Below are 14,532 nucleotides of genomic sequence, written 5' to 3'. Positions count from 1 at the left end.
ATAACTATTATATAAAATTTTCTTACAAATAATAGATAAATTTAGTTTTTTTTCCAAAATTAAGCACTCTACGATGGTTTTCATCACATTTCCATTAAACATGAAGTCTAGTCCTTGACTGAATAACCAGTGATAACAAAATAAGTAGAGATTTTTCCTACTTTAAGTTCGGACTTAGCCTAATCTCCAATCGGTAAGTGCGGAATCCTTGTTCCTAGTTGCGGGAATAATTATGCTTCGTAAAAACCTGAAAGGAAAAGAAAAAGACGCATGCTAATGCATACGTCAATTTTTAATCTTAATGAAAGTATTCTAAGACAATCCTTTTAATATGATAGACTTTTCCCAAAATTACTTTCTAAACGGTGTAGCTGTTGAACCTGGTGCAACTCCGCCTTTTTTAACTAAAACAATTTCATATGCTTCTGCTCGTTTTGAAAGACCTTGTGTTCCAGCAGATCCACCGTTTTTAGTCCAGTCTAGCCAACCAAAATCTTGAACATGAACTCGGTAATACACATCATAGTGATTGGCCATTTCACCAGTTAAATTAATTTTAATTGCTTCGACACGCTTACTTTCCCCTGTTGTCCCACTTATTTGTCCATTAGATACAGGATTTAACCATCCATATGTTTGTACATGTGTCGTGTAGGAAATGCCACCTGAATAAGTAGCATTCTCTAAAGCGATTCTAAGTGCTTCTACTCGTAAACTTTTCCCTATAGTTCCACCGGTGCTTCCATTAGAAACTGTTTTCATCCAGCCAAGGTTCTGAACATGAGATGAATAAGTAACTGAAGCTTCTTTTGTAATAAATGCCTGATTTGTTGGTCCAGGTGCAGCCTCACCTTTTTTCACTAAGATAACTTGCATAGCTTCCATTCGTTTAGAAAGCCCACCTGTACCTGAAGGCTCACCATTTTTAGCCCAACCTAACCAGCCAAAGCTTTCTGAATGAACGCGATAATAAACATCATAATGCAGCGCCATATCTCCAGTTAGATTGATTTTGATCGCTTCCATTCTTTTACTTTCACCAACGGTTCCTGAAATTTTCCCATTGGCTACCTGACTTAACCATCCATATGTTTGAACATGAGTTGAATATACAATGTCTCCATTATAAGGACTGTTTTTTAATTGAATCTTAGTTGCCTCTAATCGTTTTGATTGTCCTTCCGTTCCACTCGTTTTTCCGTCTAAAACAAAATCCATCCATCCGTATGTTTGAACATGGGTTGAATAGCTTACACTAGGATTTGTAACAATATTCGTATTAGAATTGTAATGAATCAGTCCGAGACCATAGTATGGATCATGACCAGTTACACCTAAATCTTTTGAATGGCTATTCAGTAGTGTTTTTAATTCAACATTTGTTGCATTTGAATATTTCTCCTTCAAAAGAGCTAACATTCCTGCAACATGAGGAGTTGCCTGAGATGTCCCATTTTGTATTGCGTAATTTCCTTGGTTAAATGTACTTACTATATTCTCACCTGGAGCTGAAAACTCCACTTCAATACCAGTCGAAGAAAAATTACTAATCGTTAATGGTTCACTAACTGATGATACGGCAATTACATTACTAAATTTCGCTGGATAATGTACTGAATTCTCTAATCCAGTGTTACCACTAGCAGCCACAATAAGAATACCAGCTTCATAGACTTTATTAATCATATCTTCAAATAGCTGACTGTAATCTGGGCTACCTAAACTGAGATTTATAATGTCCATATCATTAGCAATTGCCCAATCTAAACCTTGTAAAATGTCTTGAAGTGTTCCTCCTCCTGAACCGTCTAGCACTTTAACTGCATACAGATGGACATTAGGAGCTACACCCGTGATATCCAATCCATTTACATTTGCTATTTCAGGCTTTGCCGCAATAATTCCGGATACATGTGTCCCATGCCCATTATCATCTTGCCAAGAAGTTGTATAATCGACAGTCGAAACTCCACCAGTAATAATTAACTCACTATGATTGGAGATACCTGTATCAAACACAGCCACTTTGACACCATTTCCAGTATATCCTTCATTCCAAGCCTGCTCGGTATTTGTTGCCTTTATGTTCCATTGAGTTTCAGTAGAAGAAGCACTTTCTATTGAATTTAATACTTTAAACGTCTTGTCTGCTGATATCTTAAAAGAAATATTTTCCTCAACATAATCAATATTAGGGTTTGATTCCATTTTCTCTATCTCATTTTCCGTAGCTAGGACAGATATAGCAGGAATGGTTTCAAACTCATACTCTACTTTTTGACTCTCTTTAATAATGAGGTCTTTACCATTTTGATTCTTATAAACAACGATAACCTCTTTTTCCTGTGTTGGAACTTCTTCAGCATCAATAAAAGAAGGATTATATCCTGAAACAGTTATTATGAGACAGGACAGAAGTGCGATTAAGAAGAGTCTATGTTTCATTAAATTTTCACTCCCGTATTTTAATAGACTATAAATGTATTATACTCTATCAGGTTGACTTTTGGGTATTGGTAGCGAAAGTCTTTTAGTCCAAATACTCCCACTATCTCCTTAACTGATTAGATTTAGGGCAACGCAAAAAAAGCGTCAATTCTTAAAAATTAACGCCTAGGAAGATCGAATTGTTCATGATAGAAGTATTAAACCAACTTATCAATTAATGTGAAATTTTGTTTAAACTCTTTTTCATTAATAGAAATCCTTACTGTTAAGTCTTTCGTCCTTAACACAAAGTCCTTTACCCCAATAAATTCAGATTCAGCAACTAAATAGAATTGTGTACCTTTTTTAAAGCCATTAAAATTAGTTTTAAGCATATAAGTCTTCATTTTACGTTTTAATACCCTCTATTTCTAATCAATACTTTTACAAAAAGTTTTCAATCTTGCACTAATGTTTATAAGTAGCATTATAAATCTTTTTGATCTACATTTAGTTCTATCAAATTCCCATCTGGATCAGCACAGAAAATTTGGGCGAAACCACTTTTGCTGTTTCGTTTATCTAGAATTTCTACCTCATTTTTTCTTAACCAATCAAGCGTTTCATCAAAACTCTCAACTCTAAGTGCAAAGTGACCTTCTCTGCTTGATAAGGTTTTATCATGACGAATGGTTTGTGATGAAGGATCGACGATTAAATGCAGTTGTTGTCCTTCAATCTCATACCATGCGCCTGGAAAACCAAAACCGGGACGAATTATTTCCTTCAAACATAAAACTTCCCTATAAAATTTCTTTGCTCTTTCCAATTCTGTAATCGTAAGACTTACATGGTGTAGACATTTATATTTTATCAAAAAACATCACTTCTTTCTTTATAAAATTTCTTTGATATACCTTCGTTATATAAAGTATGACAATACAAGATAAACAATTCAACAGATAGTTTCATATCGCTCTGACTCTATGATCCATAAGATTATGTTTGAGCGATAATCATGAACCGCTTAGAATTTGTATAAATTCCTTTTTCACTTCGATTTTCTTCTATGAAATTGTTTAGAATATCAAAATCTCTCTCCTCGTTTCCAAAGTCAGGAATAATTGGGGTATGCTTTAATAGAAAAATAAGATCTTCGGGTCTTTGATAATATTCTGGTGCATCATAATCAACTATTTGAATAATTGAAAAACCTGCAGCTTCAAGTTCTCTTCTATATTTCTCTTTTAATGCGCCATCAGAGATTTCAAAAGATTGTCCTCTTCCAAACGCTTCTTTTAGATTTAATTTATCTCCTTCACTGACCTGCTGTGTTAGAAAAGTTCCTCCGTCTCCTAATACTCTTGCTAATTCAGTTGAGCTAAAAGGGGCATGACAGCATGAAATCACGTCAAAAAATCCAGGAGGAAATTGCAATTTGTCGGAATCCATCTTAAAAAAGCGGACATTTGACACATCAGCATTTTTCTTATTTGATTGAGCCTTACTAATCATTGTAGTTGATAAATCTATTCCAATTGAGAAAAGTAGTGAAGAAGCAATTTTTATGATTTTCTCTCCTCCACCTGTACCAATATCCAATAGAAGATCCGATGATTTACATCTTTTAGATACTTCATCAAAAAAGTCCCATTCTACTCCTTCAGACTCATACCTTAAATGACTAAAATTCCATCCATTTGAAGCCCCGACTCTATCATAAAATTTCTTGTAATCTAATTCATTCAAATATGTCACCTCTTAAGAAAATTTTATTGCACTTTATATTCTATTGACGTGGTGCAAACAGCATTACTGAAACACCAATAATACAGATACTTGCACCAATCCAATCATATAAATCAGGTGTCTTCTTATCGATTCCCCATCCCCATAAAACGGATAGTATAACAAAAACACCACCATAAGCCGCATATACTCGTCCAAATGACGGAAATGATTGAAAAGTAGCAATGATTCCATATAAAGCTAAGGAGATTCCACCTGCTATTCCCCAATAATATGGCTTCCCTTCTCTTAACCATAACCAGATCAAATATCCTCCACCAATTTCAGCAATCCCTGCAAGTAAAAACAAAATAATGACAGTAAATATATAAATCACTCCTACACTACCTTATTAATTCAATCAACTAACTTATCTTTATCCTCTTGCTCTATATGTCTTTTATTGCTTCTTTTAAAAACTTGGTAAATGTTCTAACTTCACTTGTTTCCACTTTTGTTAATAAATAAGTAACAGATATAGGCATTTTAATCTTTTCTGAATGAATCTGTACTAGTCTTTTCTTTTCAATATCTTCTTTTACCATTGTAAGAGGTAAATACGAAACACCCAGACCTTTCTCAATAAATTTTTTAGTCACTTCTACTTGGTTAACGGCCATTGTTTGAACCCTTGGATAATAAGTCTTTATCTCATGTAATAGCTCATCCCAATATGCTGGATGATTATATGTGATTAATCTAAATTGTGATAAAACGACCTCCTCAACTAGTTTCGTAGATTCTATATAACCATTTGGTCCAACAAAGATGACAGGCTCTTCATGAATAATGTCTATGCTTAAATCTGGTTGTAATGGTTGTAGTCTAGTTAGTCCTAAATCAGCTTTTCCAGCACTAATTTCATCTCCCATTTCAAAAGAATTAAGTACATTGATAATCACTTCAATATCAGGATGATTATCAATAAAGCTTCTTAATAATGATGGAAGAAATGATGAAGCTATTTGAGGTGCTGCTGCAATCACTAATTTGCGTTCATATCCCTGTTTCCATGATTCAAAACTGTCAATTCCATGTTCATACTTTGATATGATTTCTCTAGCATGTGGAAGGAATTTAAACCCTGCATCAGTAAGAGTAACTGTTTTCCCTTTCCTTTCAAATAGCTGAATATTAAGATGTTCCTCAAGTCGTTTAATATGCTTTGTAATAGCTGGTTGAGTTAAATAGAGATCTTCTGAGGTTTTACGGAAATTTTCATATTTAGAAGCAATGATAAATGTTTTAAGCCACCTTATATCCAAACTACCCCTCCTGCTAATAACTATTCGTTATCAAAAATTTCCTTTTTTGTTAATATTAATTATATACACTCTCCCATATAATTCAATTAAACATCTATATTAATAAATTTTATAGACAAGGAGAAAACAAACATGTATCAAAAAGAGAAAGATGGTTGGAATGCTAATTTATATGATGGAATGCACTCGTTTGTTTCTGAGTTTGGAAATGACTTAGTAAACTTATTGAATCCAAAGAAAGATGAAAAGATTCTTGATATTGGATGTGGAACAGGGGATTTAGCAAATAGACTTCATCAGCTTCACGTTCATGTAGTAGGCATTGACAAGTCAGAAAATATGGTCTGTCAAGCAAGTGCCAAATATCCCAACATAGAATTTAAGGTTATCGATGTTCTCGATTTAAATTACAAAGAGGAATTTGATGCTGTTTTTTCAAACGCTTCACTTCACTGGGTAAAGTCTCCGAAGCTAGCGTTACAATGTATCTATCATGGCTTAGCTTCCGGAGGTAGATTTGTTGCAGAGTTAGGTGGGAAAGGAAATGTACAGCAAATAACCGATGCTATCATGACTCAATTTAGAAGTGAAGGAATACAATTCAGAAAAGAACTTTTCCCTTGGTATTTTCCAAGTATAGGTGAGTATTCAACCCTAATGGAAGAAGTAGGTTTCGAAGTGACACTCGCTCATCATTTCGATCGCCCCACTCCATTGAAGGGTGAACAAGGTTTAAAAAATTGGATTGAAATGTTTGCCGGAAGTATGTTTGAAGATGTATCATCTGAAACAAAAGAAAGAATGATTAACAATGTAGAAAATCACTTAAAAGACTGTATGTTTGTTGATGGTAATTGGATTGCGGATTATAAAAGAATTCGAGTGGTTGCAACAAAAGAATAGATTTTTCATTAGCCAACTATTGTTCAAATAAAGATGACTTTACTTTTGTCAGAGGGTTAAATGCTAAATTCCCAAACCCATATCAGTGGACGAAAAATTTTATAATACTTAAACATTTTAATTATGGTCAAAAAAATATTTATCCACCATTAGAATCTTTTCATCTCCAATTACGTACTATTATTTGGTACTTCCCTTTTTCATGTAAGAATCTTCCATAGCTAATCAATTAAGCTTTGTGTATTAATCTGATTCTTTTATCGATTTATGTTTGAGTGAACGCAAAGAAAATGTGGAGGGAGGGATAATAATGAGAGCGATCGTTACTAACAAATACGGTTCACCTGATGTTCTAGAAATAATGGAGGTAGACAAACCAATTCCTTTAAAAAATCAAGTTTTGGTAAAAATTCATGCAACATCCTTGAACTTTGGTAACTTGGTTCTTTTAAAGGGTGAACCGTTGTTAGCCCGTGTAGCTTTTGGATTACTTAAACCAAAATACTCCATCCCAGGAGGAGACATAGCTGGTCAAGTTGAAGCTGTAGGTCAAGATGTTAAGCAGTTTCAACCTGGTGATGAAGTGTTCGGTGACCTTTCTGGTTGTGGTTGGGGTGGTCTTGCCGAATACGTTTCTGTTCCCGAAACTGCATTAGCATCAAAACCATCCAATCTTACATTTGAAGAAGCAGCAGCTGTTCCAATGGCTGGAGTTACCGCACTACAAGGTCTACGGGATAAAGGTAGGATTAAGCCAGGGCAAAAGGTATTAATTAATGGTGCCTCTGGAGGTGTAGGAACTTTCGCTGTTCAGATTGCAAAATCATTTGGCGCAGAGGTAACTGGAGTTTGTAGTCAAAGAAATGCTGAAATTACTCGAGCAATTGGTGCAGATTATGTTGTTGTTTATACAGAGGAAGATTTCACCCAGAACACAAAACGATATGACCTGATTTTCGGTGTAAATGGATCACACTCTATTTCTGCTTATAAGCGTGTATTAAGCCATAATGGTACTTTTATTCACGTTGGGGGATCAGGGTCTCAATTGCTTCAATCATTGATCCAAGGACCTTTTCTAACTATGAATGGAAAGCAGAATATTGGAACCCTTTTACAAAGACCAAACCAAAACGATCTTTATATTATGAAAGATCTCATTGAAACAGGAAAAGTAACACCAGTTATAGATAGATGTTATAAACTTAGTGAAGTTCAAGCAGCTTTTCATTATTTTGGTGAAGGGCATTCACAAGGGAAAGTTGTTATCACTGTGTGAGTATAGAAGAATTTAAAGGAAGTGTAGGAAATGCAAAAGTTGATTAGTGTTAAATCTGCGAGCAATATCATCCTCACTATTAATATACTTGCTTTGTTTATGCATGCAATGATCCTTCTAGAGATTTTGCCATATCACTTTGTATGGGGTGGACGAGTAAATAGTAAGGCTGATTTACTTACCCTTGAGACTATATCAATTGTGATACAAACCATTTTCATTATCATTATTGCTATAAAAGCTGGATATCTATTTAAAGGAAGATTTGGACGAACAGTGAATGTCTGCATATGGGTCATGTTTGGAATTATGGTCCTTAATACAATTGGCAATTTACTATCAATATCTTCCCTCGAAACAATGTTAATGACCCCATTAACGACTCTACTTGCAATCTTATTATTTAGACTAGGGACAGATCGAACTAATCGACCGGTATAGCGGTCTTTTTTTTTTTCAATTGAGCGTTCACTTACTTTTGAGATTTCCGAGAAATTCTTTCCAAAATTAACTAGATTAGCCTATTAAAAATTGGTATTGTAAAGATATGCTCTTTTTTACTTTTTATGTAACTTTACGGTAGTATGTTCGTAAGTAAGAAAGAAGCCAATTGTGAGGGGGATCATCTTGGAAAGTAAGACAAAAAAGTTGCTTGCAGGTGTAACATCAGTAGCAATGATTGCAAGTATTGTCGGGTGTCAAAATAATACTCCAGCCCTACCCGATGATTCTAACTGTGATGAGTGGGAATGGGATGATGATGACGGCGTTTATGAATGTGATGAGACAACCTCATCATATTACGGACATTATTTTTACGGTGGAAGTTACTATAGTAATAAAGCATCGCTTTTAAAAAGTCCCTCTTATCAAAACTATAAAAATAGCTCAAGCTTTAAGGGTGGTAAAGGCTTTGGCAGTGGAAGTAGTTTTAGTGGAGGTTGATTACGTTTAATCCTCATCTCTACACACAATTATTAATGGAAGGGAGATCACTTTGAAAAAAACGAAAAAAATGATGGCAGGCATTTCAGCTGTTGCTCTGCTCTCAGGGCTAACAGCTTGTGGACCAAGAATGGACTCTTATACAGTCCAAACTTCACCCGGACAAAATACTAGCACTAATTCAGGTAACATGAATACTTCTACTTATATTGAACCTGACGATCCCTATTGTAACAATTGGGAATACGAGGACTATGACGAATCAGAGTTCTTTTATTGTGAAGATGATGATTCCGATTACTTTGGTCATTATTATTATAATGGTACTTATTATAAAGATAAAAATATGATTTATAACAAAATAAAGCCAAGGACCACAACTAATAATACTACTAAACAAGCAGTTTCAAATAATACGACAACTCAAAAAAATAATACGAACACCACTACAAACAAACCAGCAACTTCAAACAGTTCTAGTACTACAAATACAAATAAGTCTTCAGTTAGTAGTTCTAGTTCAAGTAGCTCTAGTTCAAGTTCAACAACAGTAAACAGCAGTAAAACAAGTAGTGGTTTTGGAAGTGGATCAAGCACAACAGGTGGATAATTTAGGTATGAAGATGGACGGGAGGAAATTGGTCTTATGTATGAATTGTTAGGAAATTTTTCAATTTACGCTCTAACTGCGTTCGGTGTATTTATTGTGGCTATGCTGGTGATTACACTGGTTACGCGTCATAAAGAATTTCAGCTAATCGCAAAGGGAAATCAAGCTGCAGCACTTTCTTTCGGAGGCAAACTCTTTGGTATTGCATTTGTTATTGGTTCTGCAATCACACATTCTGTGTCACTACTAGATATGGTTATCTGGGGATTCGTTGGTTTACTTGCACAACTTGTATTCTTTATTGGAGCAGAACTTATAACTTTTCGTTTTAACATTTCAGAAGCTATTGAAAAGGATAATAAAGCAGTGGGTATTTTATTACTGTTACTATCATTATCAATTGGCTGGATTGTATCAGCTTGCTTAACTTATTAACAGAATAACTATAGCCCCTGTATTTTTAAAAAATGGTTTATTAAGAATATACCGGGGCTTTGCACTATTTTAAAAGGTTATATATCCGTCACATATATCACATAGCATCTACGGTCCTCATCAATTTCCGCTGAATCTCTAACCATTTGTCGCAGTCCTGGAATATCAATGATATCTTTTAATAGATATCTCATTACTTCCCAATGAGTGTTTAAATGAAAGGTATGTAACAATGACATTTCCCCTATATTCTTAAATTGGCGGACTTCTAAATGAATACCAGCATTGTAGGTTTTTTCATCAGAGAAAGTTTCTACAATCCCTTTCTCTTGAATGATTAAGACCTCGTCACTACTTTTCATTTCATTCGAGTAAAGCTCATATTCTTTGCCATCTTTTATGAAATATTCACAGAGCTGTCTTGCATAGATTTCATCTTCATTGATAGCCCCCTTTTTATATTCATAAAATGGCTCATGAGAAGATCCTGTTTTGATATAATAAACGAGTGAGTGAATCATAGACTTCCTCCTAAATTACTTATCTACTTAAAAGCTTACTTCTATTATACATTTTAAAAAATAGAAATTGTACAGCAAGGAGCTATTTATTAATGGACATATCTGAACATAAGCGAAATAGAGAACAATTTTATTCCAAGCTCCCTAATTATTGGCCTGATCTATATGGAATTGAATACAGTCTATTTGATATTAAAATGGTAAATGAACAATTCTCTTTTGAAACAAGAGAATTTGCAAAAAAAGCAGGGCACATATTTTTCAAAACAGCCCAACTTTTACAATCCAACTTAATTTCAGACGATACATTACTACAAATGGGCTATCCTAAAGAAACTCTTTCATTAATAAGACTTAGAAGATCTCCTTTTCCAACAGTCATTAGCCGATTCGATTCAGTCATTGTGAATGGTAAACATAAGCTTCTAGAGTTTAATGCAGATACCCCTACATTTATATATGAACTGTTCAAGGTTAATGAGCACATATGTCAGGAGTTTAATTGTAAAAATCCAAATGAATACGAAGAAGCCCGTCTGAAAACGGCAATAAATCGAGCGATTTCTAGTGCTACGAGTAGATTGGGAAAACCTTCTCCGAACATCGTATTTACTTCTCATAGTGATAATATTGAAGATCGTCAGACAGTTCTCTATTTGAAAGAACTAACTGTTAGCCCTTCACAGTATGTTTCATTAGATCAACTTCGAATTATCAAAGGAGAAGCATTACTTGATCCTAATGGTAATGTGATTGATATCCTTTATAGACAAACCTTTCCTATCGAAAGTTTGATCTTAGACCAGGATCCTACAACCAATGACAAGGTTGGTGAACAACTTCTTGAATTAGTGGATGAACATAAATTACTCATCCTTAACCCCCCAAGTGCATTTTTAATGCAAAATAAAGCAATGATGTCCGTCATCTGGGGATTACACGAGGAATCATCTCCATTTTTTACTGAAGAAGAACATGGTTGGATAGAAGATCATTTTCTACCTACATACTTAGAGCCGGATCGGTTTATAGAAGAAAAAATCAAATATGTTAAAAAACCAGTCTTTGGTCGTGAAGGAGATACGATTGAAATCTTTGATGAGGCAGGAACTAAAATAGAAGAAGATCATAATAAGAGTTACACAAATTATATTGCTGTTTACCAACAGTTTGTTGATTTACCAACAACAACCATCAGAACAGAAGCAGGTGAACAACAAGGCCACTATATGATTGGAACGTTTCTTTTAAATGGTTCTCCAAGTGCATTTGGCTTTCGAGTTGGACAACAAATCACTAACAATCTTAGTTACTTTTTACCGGTGGGATATGAGAAATAAGATTGTATAACTTTTACCAAAAGGAAGGTGCTTGGCACAACTACCAGGTGGTGCCAAGCTTTTATGAAACAACCTTCTTTACTAAAACGCTCTAAAAATGCTACTTAACGGGAACATACCCCGTCAAATCAACGATTTTCTGTCCTTGCTCAGATTGCATCCAATCAATAAATGATTCAAGATGAGGATTTTCACTTTCAGCAGTGATTGCATAAAACTCAGCAACTATAGGATATGTATCATTTTGAATATTTTCTTTAGTAGGTAAAACACCTTCTACAGCAATATTTTTAATCTTTCCATTCTGAACCATTTCCTGTGAAAAATGTCTGAATGAAAACCCTATTGCGTTACTTTTGTTTCTATAATTAGAAGTTTCCTTAATAATACCGCCCATTGCCGAGACAATATCTTTAGACGGTGCTTCCATTAAGGGTTTCCCATTCATTACACTTAACAAAGCAGATTGACTTCCACTTTCTTCAGGACGTTGAAACGCTCTAATTTCTTTATTTTTTCCACCAACCTCACTCCAGTTAGTGATTTCTCCAGAATATATTCCTTGAATCTGTTCAATAGAAAGTTCCTTAATTGGGTTATCAATATGAACAAAAAATACAAAAGCTTCTCTTCCAATCGGAGACATTGATAATTCGATTCCTTTCAACTCAGCCAGATTCTTTTGGTTTTCGGAAGGCTCAGGCATAATGACAATATCAACTTCACCATCTAGTAAACGAGTATAAGCTTGATCTGTTTGGGTAGAGACAACTTCACTATTCTCTAAGGGATACTCTTTTTCTGGGTAGACTGCTTGAACAAAAGCTGAATAGACTGGATAGAGTGCTGTTGATCCATCTAACCAAGGTAAGTTGGCCTCAATTTTCAAGCTAGCAGGCTCGTTTAAGCTTACAGCTTTTGTATTCTCTGCATATGGACTGTACTCTGATAAATCAACATCTTGAGTACTTACAACTTCGAGGCTTTTAAGGTATGCTTGATAACTTTCATATGAAATAACAGATACAATACATAAAGAAGCAAAAACAATTGCGCTGGTCTTTATTACTTTTTTCTTTAACTTTCCATAGATTGCTAGAATAATGATGATGATAACTCCAATTGTTATAGTAGGGACAAACGGGACATAAAATTCAGCATGTCTAGTAAGAGATGATATGATGGTTGCAATAAAGCCAACAAATCCAAATCCTATAACCGTTAAGATCACACCAAATATCTTCATTGAAATCCCTCCTAAATATGGTTTGTTTTTTGCTTTGTATTAGTCAAAAACTTTTATTCTCCTCTACATAATTCAGAAAATCGAATCTTCGCTTCATCTTTATCGAATGTACTAAACCACCGATAATCCTTGCTATCTAAAATACGGAAATGATGACTGATAAGATTTTGTTGCAATCGAAATTCCCCATTAGTCTCAATTTCTTTCCACCACACTCTACCTCCCATCGTTTTATCCTTTGGACGATTAATTCCATCATGGGCAATTGTTTCAATGACCTCTAATGGTTCATCACCTAATATAGATTGCAAGATTTCACTGTCTCTAAACAGCGCACAAATCGCGACTGAATTTGTCCATCCAGCTAAGGAACGTCCCTTCTCGATTTGAACAAGTGTTTTCTTTGATATCCCCATTACTTCGGCCATTTTGTCTTGTGAATATTCTTTTTCCAACCGAATAAGTCTAATTTTTTTTGATATAAGCTCTATAAGTTGTTCTTTATCCATAACAAACTCCCTTTATGTAACATTTTATTTCTAATAGTGTAATTTTACACCTTTTATCTCTCGTTAACAAGAAATATTTTCCTATTCTTTATAAAAAAAAATACAACCAAGTCTAAGGTTGTATTTTTATATGACATAATTTACATTTTCGAGTTGTTTTTCTCCCAATCTGATATTTCATCTCGAACTCGAGGAGCTACCTCTGTTCCTAGCAAATTGATTGCGTTCATAACTTCTTCATGTGCCATCGTACCAACAGGCACATGAAGCATAAATCTTGTAATTCCAACATTCTTTCTTAAGTGAATAATCTTATCTGCAACTGTCTTGGGGTCTCCAACATAGAGGGCACCTTCGAAACTACGAGCAGCATCAAAGGTATGTCTATCATAATGTCCCCATCCACGCTCTCTTCCGATCTTATTCATTGCTTGTTGTGTAGAAGGGAAAAATTGATCTGCTGCCAACTCCGTATCTTCCGCAATGAATCCATGAGAATGTGATGCCACTTGTAATTGCGAAGGATCATGCCCAGCGTGAGCAGCAGCATTCTTATAAAGTTGAACCAATGGTGCAAATTGAATTGGACTGCCTCCGATAATTGCTAATACGAGTGGAAGTCCAAGTAAACCAGCTCTGACAACTGATTCTGAATTACCACCACTACCAATCCAGACAGGAAGAGGATTTTGAACAGGCCTTGGATATACACCTCTTTCGTTAATTGCTGGGCGATGTCCACCCTTCCAACTTACGATTTCAGAATCACGTATTTTCAATAACAACTCTAATTTTTCATCAAATAATTCTTCATAGTGCTTTAAATCATATCCAAATAGAGGAAAAGATTCGATAAAAGAACCTCGACCTGCCATAATCTCTGCTCGTCCATTTGATATCCCATCTAATGTTGCAAAGTCTTGGAACACTCGGACCGGATCTGCAGAAGATAATACGGTTACAGCACTCGTTAATCTAATCCGTTTTGTCTGAGATGCTGCTGCAGCAAGTATAACTGCTGGAGAGGATGCTGCATAATCCTGTCGGTGATGTTCACCGACACCAAAAACATCTAATCCAACCTGATCTGCAAGCACAATTTCTTCCACTACTTCACGTATCCTCTGAGCATGACTGATCACTTCCCCTGTCTTAACATCTGGTGTTGTTTCTACAAAAGTACTTATACCTATTTCCACTAAAACGCCTCCTACTTCATGATGCCCATGTTTCAACCATTGCTGAGTTAAGCTTACTATTCAAC

General features: G+C 35.0%; 17 protein-coding genes. 7 read left to right on the top strand and 10 right to left on the bottom strand.

Features of this window, described 5'->3' with window-relative positions:
- Positions 1-351 precede the first annotated feature (351 nt).
- From BLQ56_RS07400 to BLQ56_RS07375, 6 genes are all read right to left on the bottom strand, one after another.
- Positions 352-2,445, bottom strand: coding sequence for a S8 family serine peptidase (locus tag BLQ56_RS07400; protein WP_090851744.1), 2,094 nt, complete (start codon positions 2,443-2,445; stop codon positions 352-354).
- Between the two features lie 200 nt (positions 2,446-2,645).
- The gene (locus tag BLQ56_RS07395) at positions 2,646-2,822 is read right to left on the bottom strand and encodes a hypothetical protein (RefSeq protein WP_238457206.1); all 177 of its coding nucleotides are present in this window, start codon (positions 2,820-2,822) and stop codon (positions 2,646-2,648) included.
- A 92-nt stretch (positions 2,823-2,914) separates the two neighbouring features.
- Entirely contained in the window at positions 2,915-3,304 is a 390-nt protein-coding gene (locus BLQ56_RS07390; protein ID WP_090851739.1) for a VOC family protein, read from the bottom strand.
- 122 nt (positions 3,305-3,426) lie between these two features.
- On the bottom strand, positions 3,427-4,176 hold the full coding sequence (locus BLQ56_RS07385) for a class I SAM-dependent methyltransferase (protein ID WP_090851736.1): 750 nt from the start codon (positions 4,174-4,176) through the stop codon (positions 3,427-3,429).
- Positions 4,177-4,216: 40 nt separating this feature from the next.
- A complete protein-coding gene (locus BLQ56_RS07380; RefSeq protein ID WP_090852890.1) occupies positions 4,217-4,543 on the bottom strand; it encodes a YnfA family protein in 327 nt (108 codons plus the stop codon).
- Between the two features lie 61 nt (positions 4,544-4,604).
- Positions 4,605-5,480 (bottom strand): LysR family transcriptional regulator, encoded by an 876-nt coding sequence (locus BLQ56_RS07375; protein ID WP_090851734.1) that lies wholly within the window; start codon positions 5,478-5,480, stop codon positions 4,605-4,607.
- Positions 5,481-5,612: 132 nt separating this feature from the next.
- Here BLQ56_RS07375 and BLQ56_RS07370 point away from each other — a divergent pair, with 132 nt between their 5' ends.
- The 6 genes from BLQ56_RS07370 (at position 5,613) to BLQ56_RS07345 (ending at position 9,652) form a co-directional block, all read left to right on the top strand.
- Complete coding sequence (locus tag BLQ56_RS07370) at positions 5,613-6,383, top strand: class I SAM-dependent methyltransferase (RefSeq protein WP_090851731.1); 771 nt, start codon at positions 5,613-5,615, stop codon at positions 6,381-6,383.
- Between the two features lie 310 nt (positions 6,384-6,693).
- Positions 6,694-7,662: an NAD(P)-dependent alcohol dehydrogenase gene (locus tag BLQ56_RS07365; RefSeq protein WP_090851728.1), complete on the top strand. Its 969-nt coding sequence runs from the start codon at positions 6,694-6,696 to the stop codon at positions 7,660-7,662.
- A 30-nt stretch (positions 7,663-7,692) separates the two neighbouring features.
- Complete coding sequence (locus BLQ56_RS07360) at positions 7,693-8,103, top strand: hypothetical protein (RefSeq protein ID WP_090851725.1); 411 nt, start codon at positions 7,693-7,695, stop codon at positions 8,101-8,103.
- Between the two features lie 186 nt (positions 8,104-8,289).
- Complete coding sequence (locus BLQ56_RS07355; RefSeq protein ID WP_238457205.1) at positions 8,290-8,607, top strand: aminotransferase yhxA; 318 nt, start codon at positions 8,290-8,292, stop codon at positions 8,605-8,607.
- Positions 8,608-8,659: 52 nt separating this feature from the next.
- The gene (locus tag BLQ56_RS07350) at positions 8,660-9,217 is read left to right on the top strand and encodes a hypothetical protein (protein ID WP_090851723.1); all 558 of its coding nucleotides are present in this window, start codon (positions 8,660-8,662) and stop codon (positions 9,215-9,217) included.
- Positions 9,218-9,253: 36 nt separating this feature from the next.
- Positions 9,254-9,652 (top strand): DUF350 domain-containing protein, encoded by a 399-nt coding sequence (locus BLQ56_RS07345; protein ID WP_090851720.1) that lies wholly within the window; start codon positions 9,254-9,256, stop codon positions 9,650-9,652.
- A gap of 77 nt (positions 9,653-9,729) precedes the next feature.
- Here the strand turns inward: BLQ56_RS07345 and BLQ56_RS07340 are convergent, their stop codons facing one another.
- On the bottom strand, positions 9,730-10,173 hold the full coding sequence (locus BLQ56_RS07340) for a hypothetical protein (protein ID WP_090851717.1): 444 nt from the start codon (positions 10,171-10,173) through the stop codon (positions 9,730-9,732).
- Between the two features lie 92 nt (positions 10,174-10,265).
- Here BLQ56_RS07340 and BLQ56_RS07335 point away from each other — a divergent pair, with 92 nt between their 5' ends.
- Positions 10,266-11,513 (top strand): glutathionylspermidine synthase family protein, encoded by a 1,248-nt coding sequence (locus tag BLQ56_RS07335; protein WP_090851714.1) that lies wholly within the window; start codon positions 10,266-10,268, stop codon positions 11,511-11,513.
- Between the two features lie 100 nt (positions 11,514-11,613).
- On the opposite strand, the gene BLQ56_RS07330 is transcribed toward BLQ56_RS07335, so the two are convergent.
- The 3 genes from BLQ56_RS07330 to BLQ56_RS07320 all read right to left on the bottom strand — a co-directional run bounded on the left by BLQ56_RS07330 (position 11,614) and on the right by BLQ56_RS07320 (position 14,467).
- Positions 11,614-12,759 carry a PstS family phosphate ABC transporter substrate-binding protein gene (locus BLQ56_RS07330; protein ID WP_090851711.1) on the bottom strand — a complete coding sequence of 382 codons (1,146 nt, stop codon included), beginning with the start codon at positions 12,757-12,759 and terminating at the stop codon, positions 11,614-11,616.
- A 53-nt stretch (positions 12,760-12,812) separates the two neighbouring features.
- Positions 12,813-13,268, bottom strand: coding sequence for a helix-turn-helix transcriptional regulator (locus tag BLQ56_RS07325; protein ID WP_090851708.1), 456 nt, complete (start codon positions 13,266-13,268; stop codon positions 12,813-12,815).
- A gap of 140 nt (positions 13,269-13,408) precedes the next feature.
- Positions 13,409-14,467 (bottom strand): LLM class flavin-dependent oxidoreductase, encoded by a 1,059-nt coding sequence (locus BLQ56_RS07320; RefSeq protein WP_090851704.1) that lies wholly within the window; start codon positions 14,465-14,467, stop codon positions 13,409-13,411.
- Positions 14,468-14,532: the final 65 nt, after the last annotated feature.

The sequence above is a fragment of the Litchfieldia salsa genome (assembly GCF_900104555.1).
Classification (GTDB): Bacteria; Bacillota; Bacilli; order Bacillales; family Bacillaceae_L; genus Litchfieldia; species Litchfieldia salsa.
Note: the sequence above shows the minus strand (reverse complement) of the source record. Positions and strands in the feature narration are given on the sequence as shown.

What these genes read in the sequence shown, in the direction of transcription:
- BLQ56_RS07400 (WP_090851744.1), bottom strand. Translation starts at nt 2,445, where the DNA reads ATGAAACATAGACTCTTCTTAATCGCACTTCTGTCCTGTCTCATAATA.
- BLQ56_RS07395 (WP_238457206.1), bottom strand. Translation starts at nt 2,822, where the DNA reads ATGCTTAAAACTAATTTTAATGGCTTTAAAAAAGGTACACAATTCTAT.
- BLQ56_RS07370 (WP_090851731.1), top strand. Translation starts at nt 5,613, where the DNA reads ATGTATCAAAAAGAGAAAGATGGTTGGAATGCTAATTTATATGATGGA.
- BLQ56_RS07365 (WP_090851728.1), top strand. Translation starts at nt 6,694, where the DNA reads ATGAGAGCGATCGTTACTAACAAATACGGTTCACCTGATGTTCTAGAA.
- BLQ56_RS07360 (WP_090851725.1), top strand. Translation starts at nt 7,693, where the DNA reads ATGCAAAAGTTGATTAGTGTTAAATCTGCGAGCAATATCATCCTCACT.
- BLQ56_RS07345 (WP_090851720.1), top strand. Translation starts at nt 9,254, where the DNA reads ATGTATGAATTGTTAGGAAATTTTTCAATTTACGCTCTAACTGCGTTC.
- BLQ56_RS07340 (WP_090851717.1), bottom strand. Translation starts at nt 10,173, where the DNA reads ATGATTCACTCACTCGTTTATTATATCAAAACAGGATCTTCTCATGAG.
- BLQ56_RS07335 (WP_090851714.1), top strand. Translation starts at nt 10,266, where the DNA reads ATGGACATATCTGAACATAAGCGAAATAGAGAACAATTTTATTCCAAG.
- BLQ56_RS07330 (WP_090851711.1), bottom strand. Translation starts at nt 12,759, where the DNA reads ATGAAGATATTTGGTGTGATCTTAACGGTTATAGGATTTGGATTTGTT.
- BLQ56_RS07325 (WP_090851708.1), bottom strand. Translation starts at nt 13,268, where the DNA reads ATGGATAAAGAACAACTTATAGAGCTTATATCAAAAAAAATTAGACTT.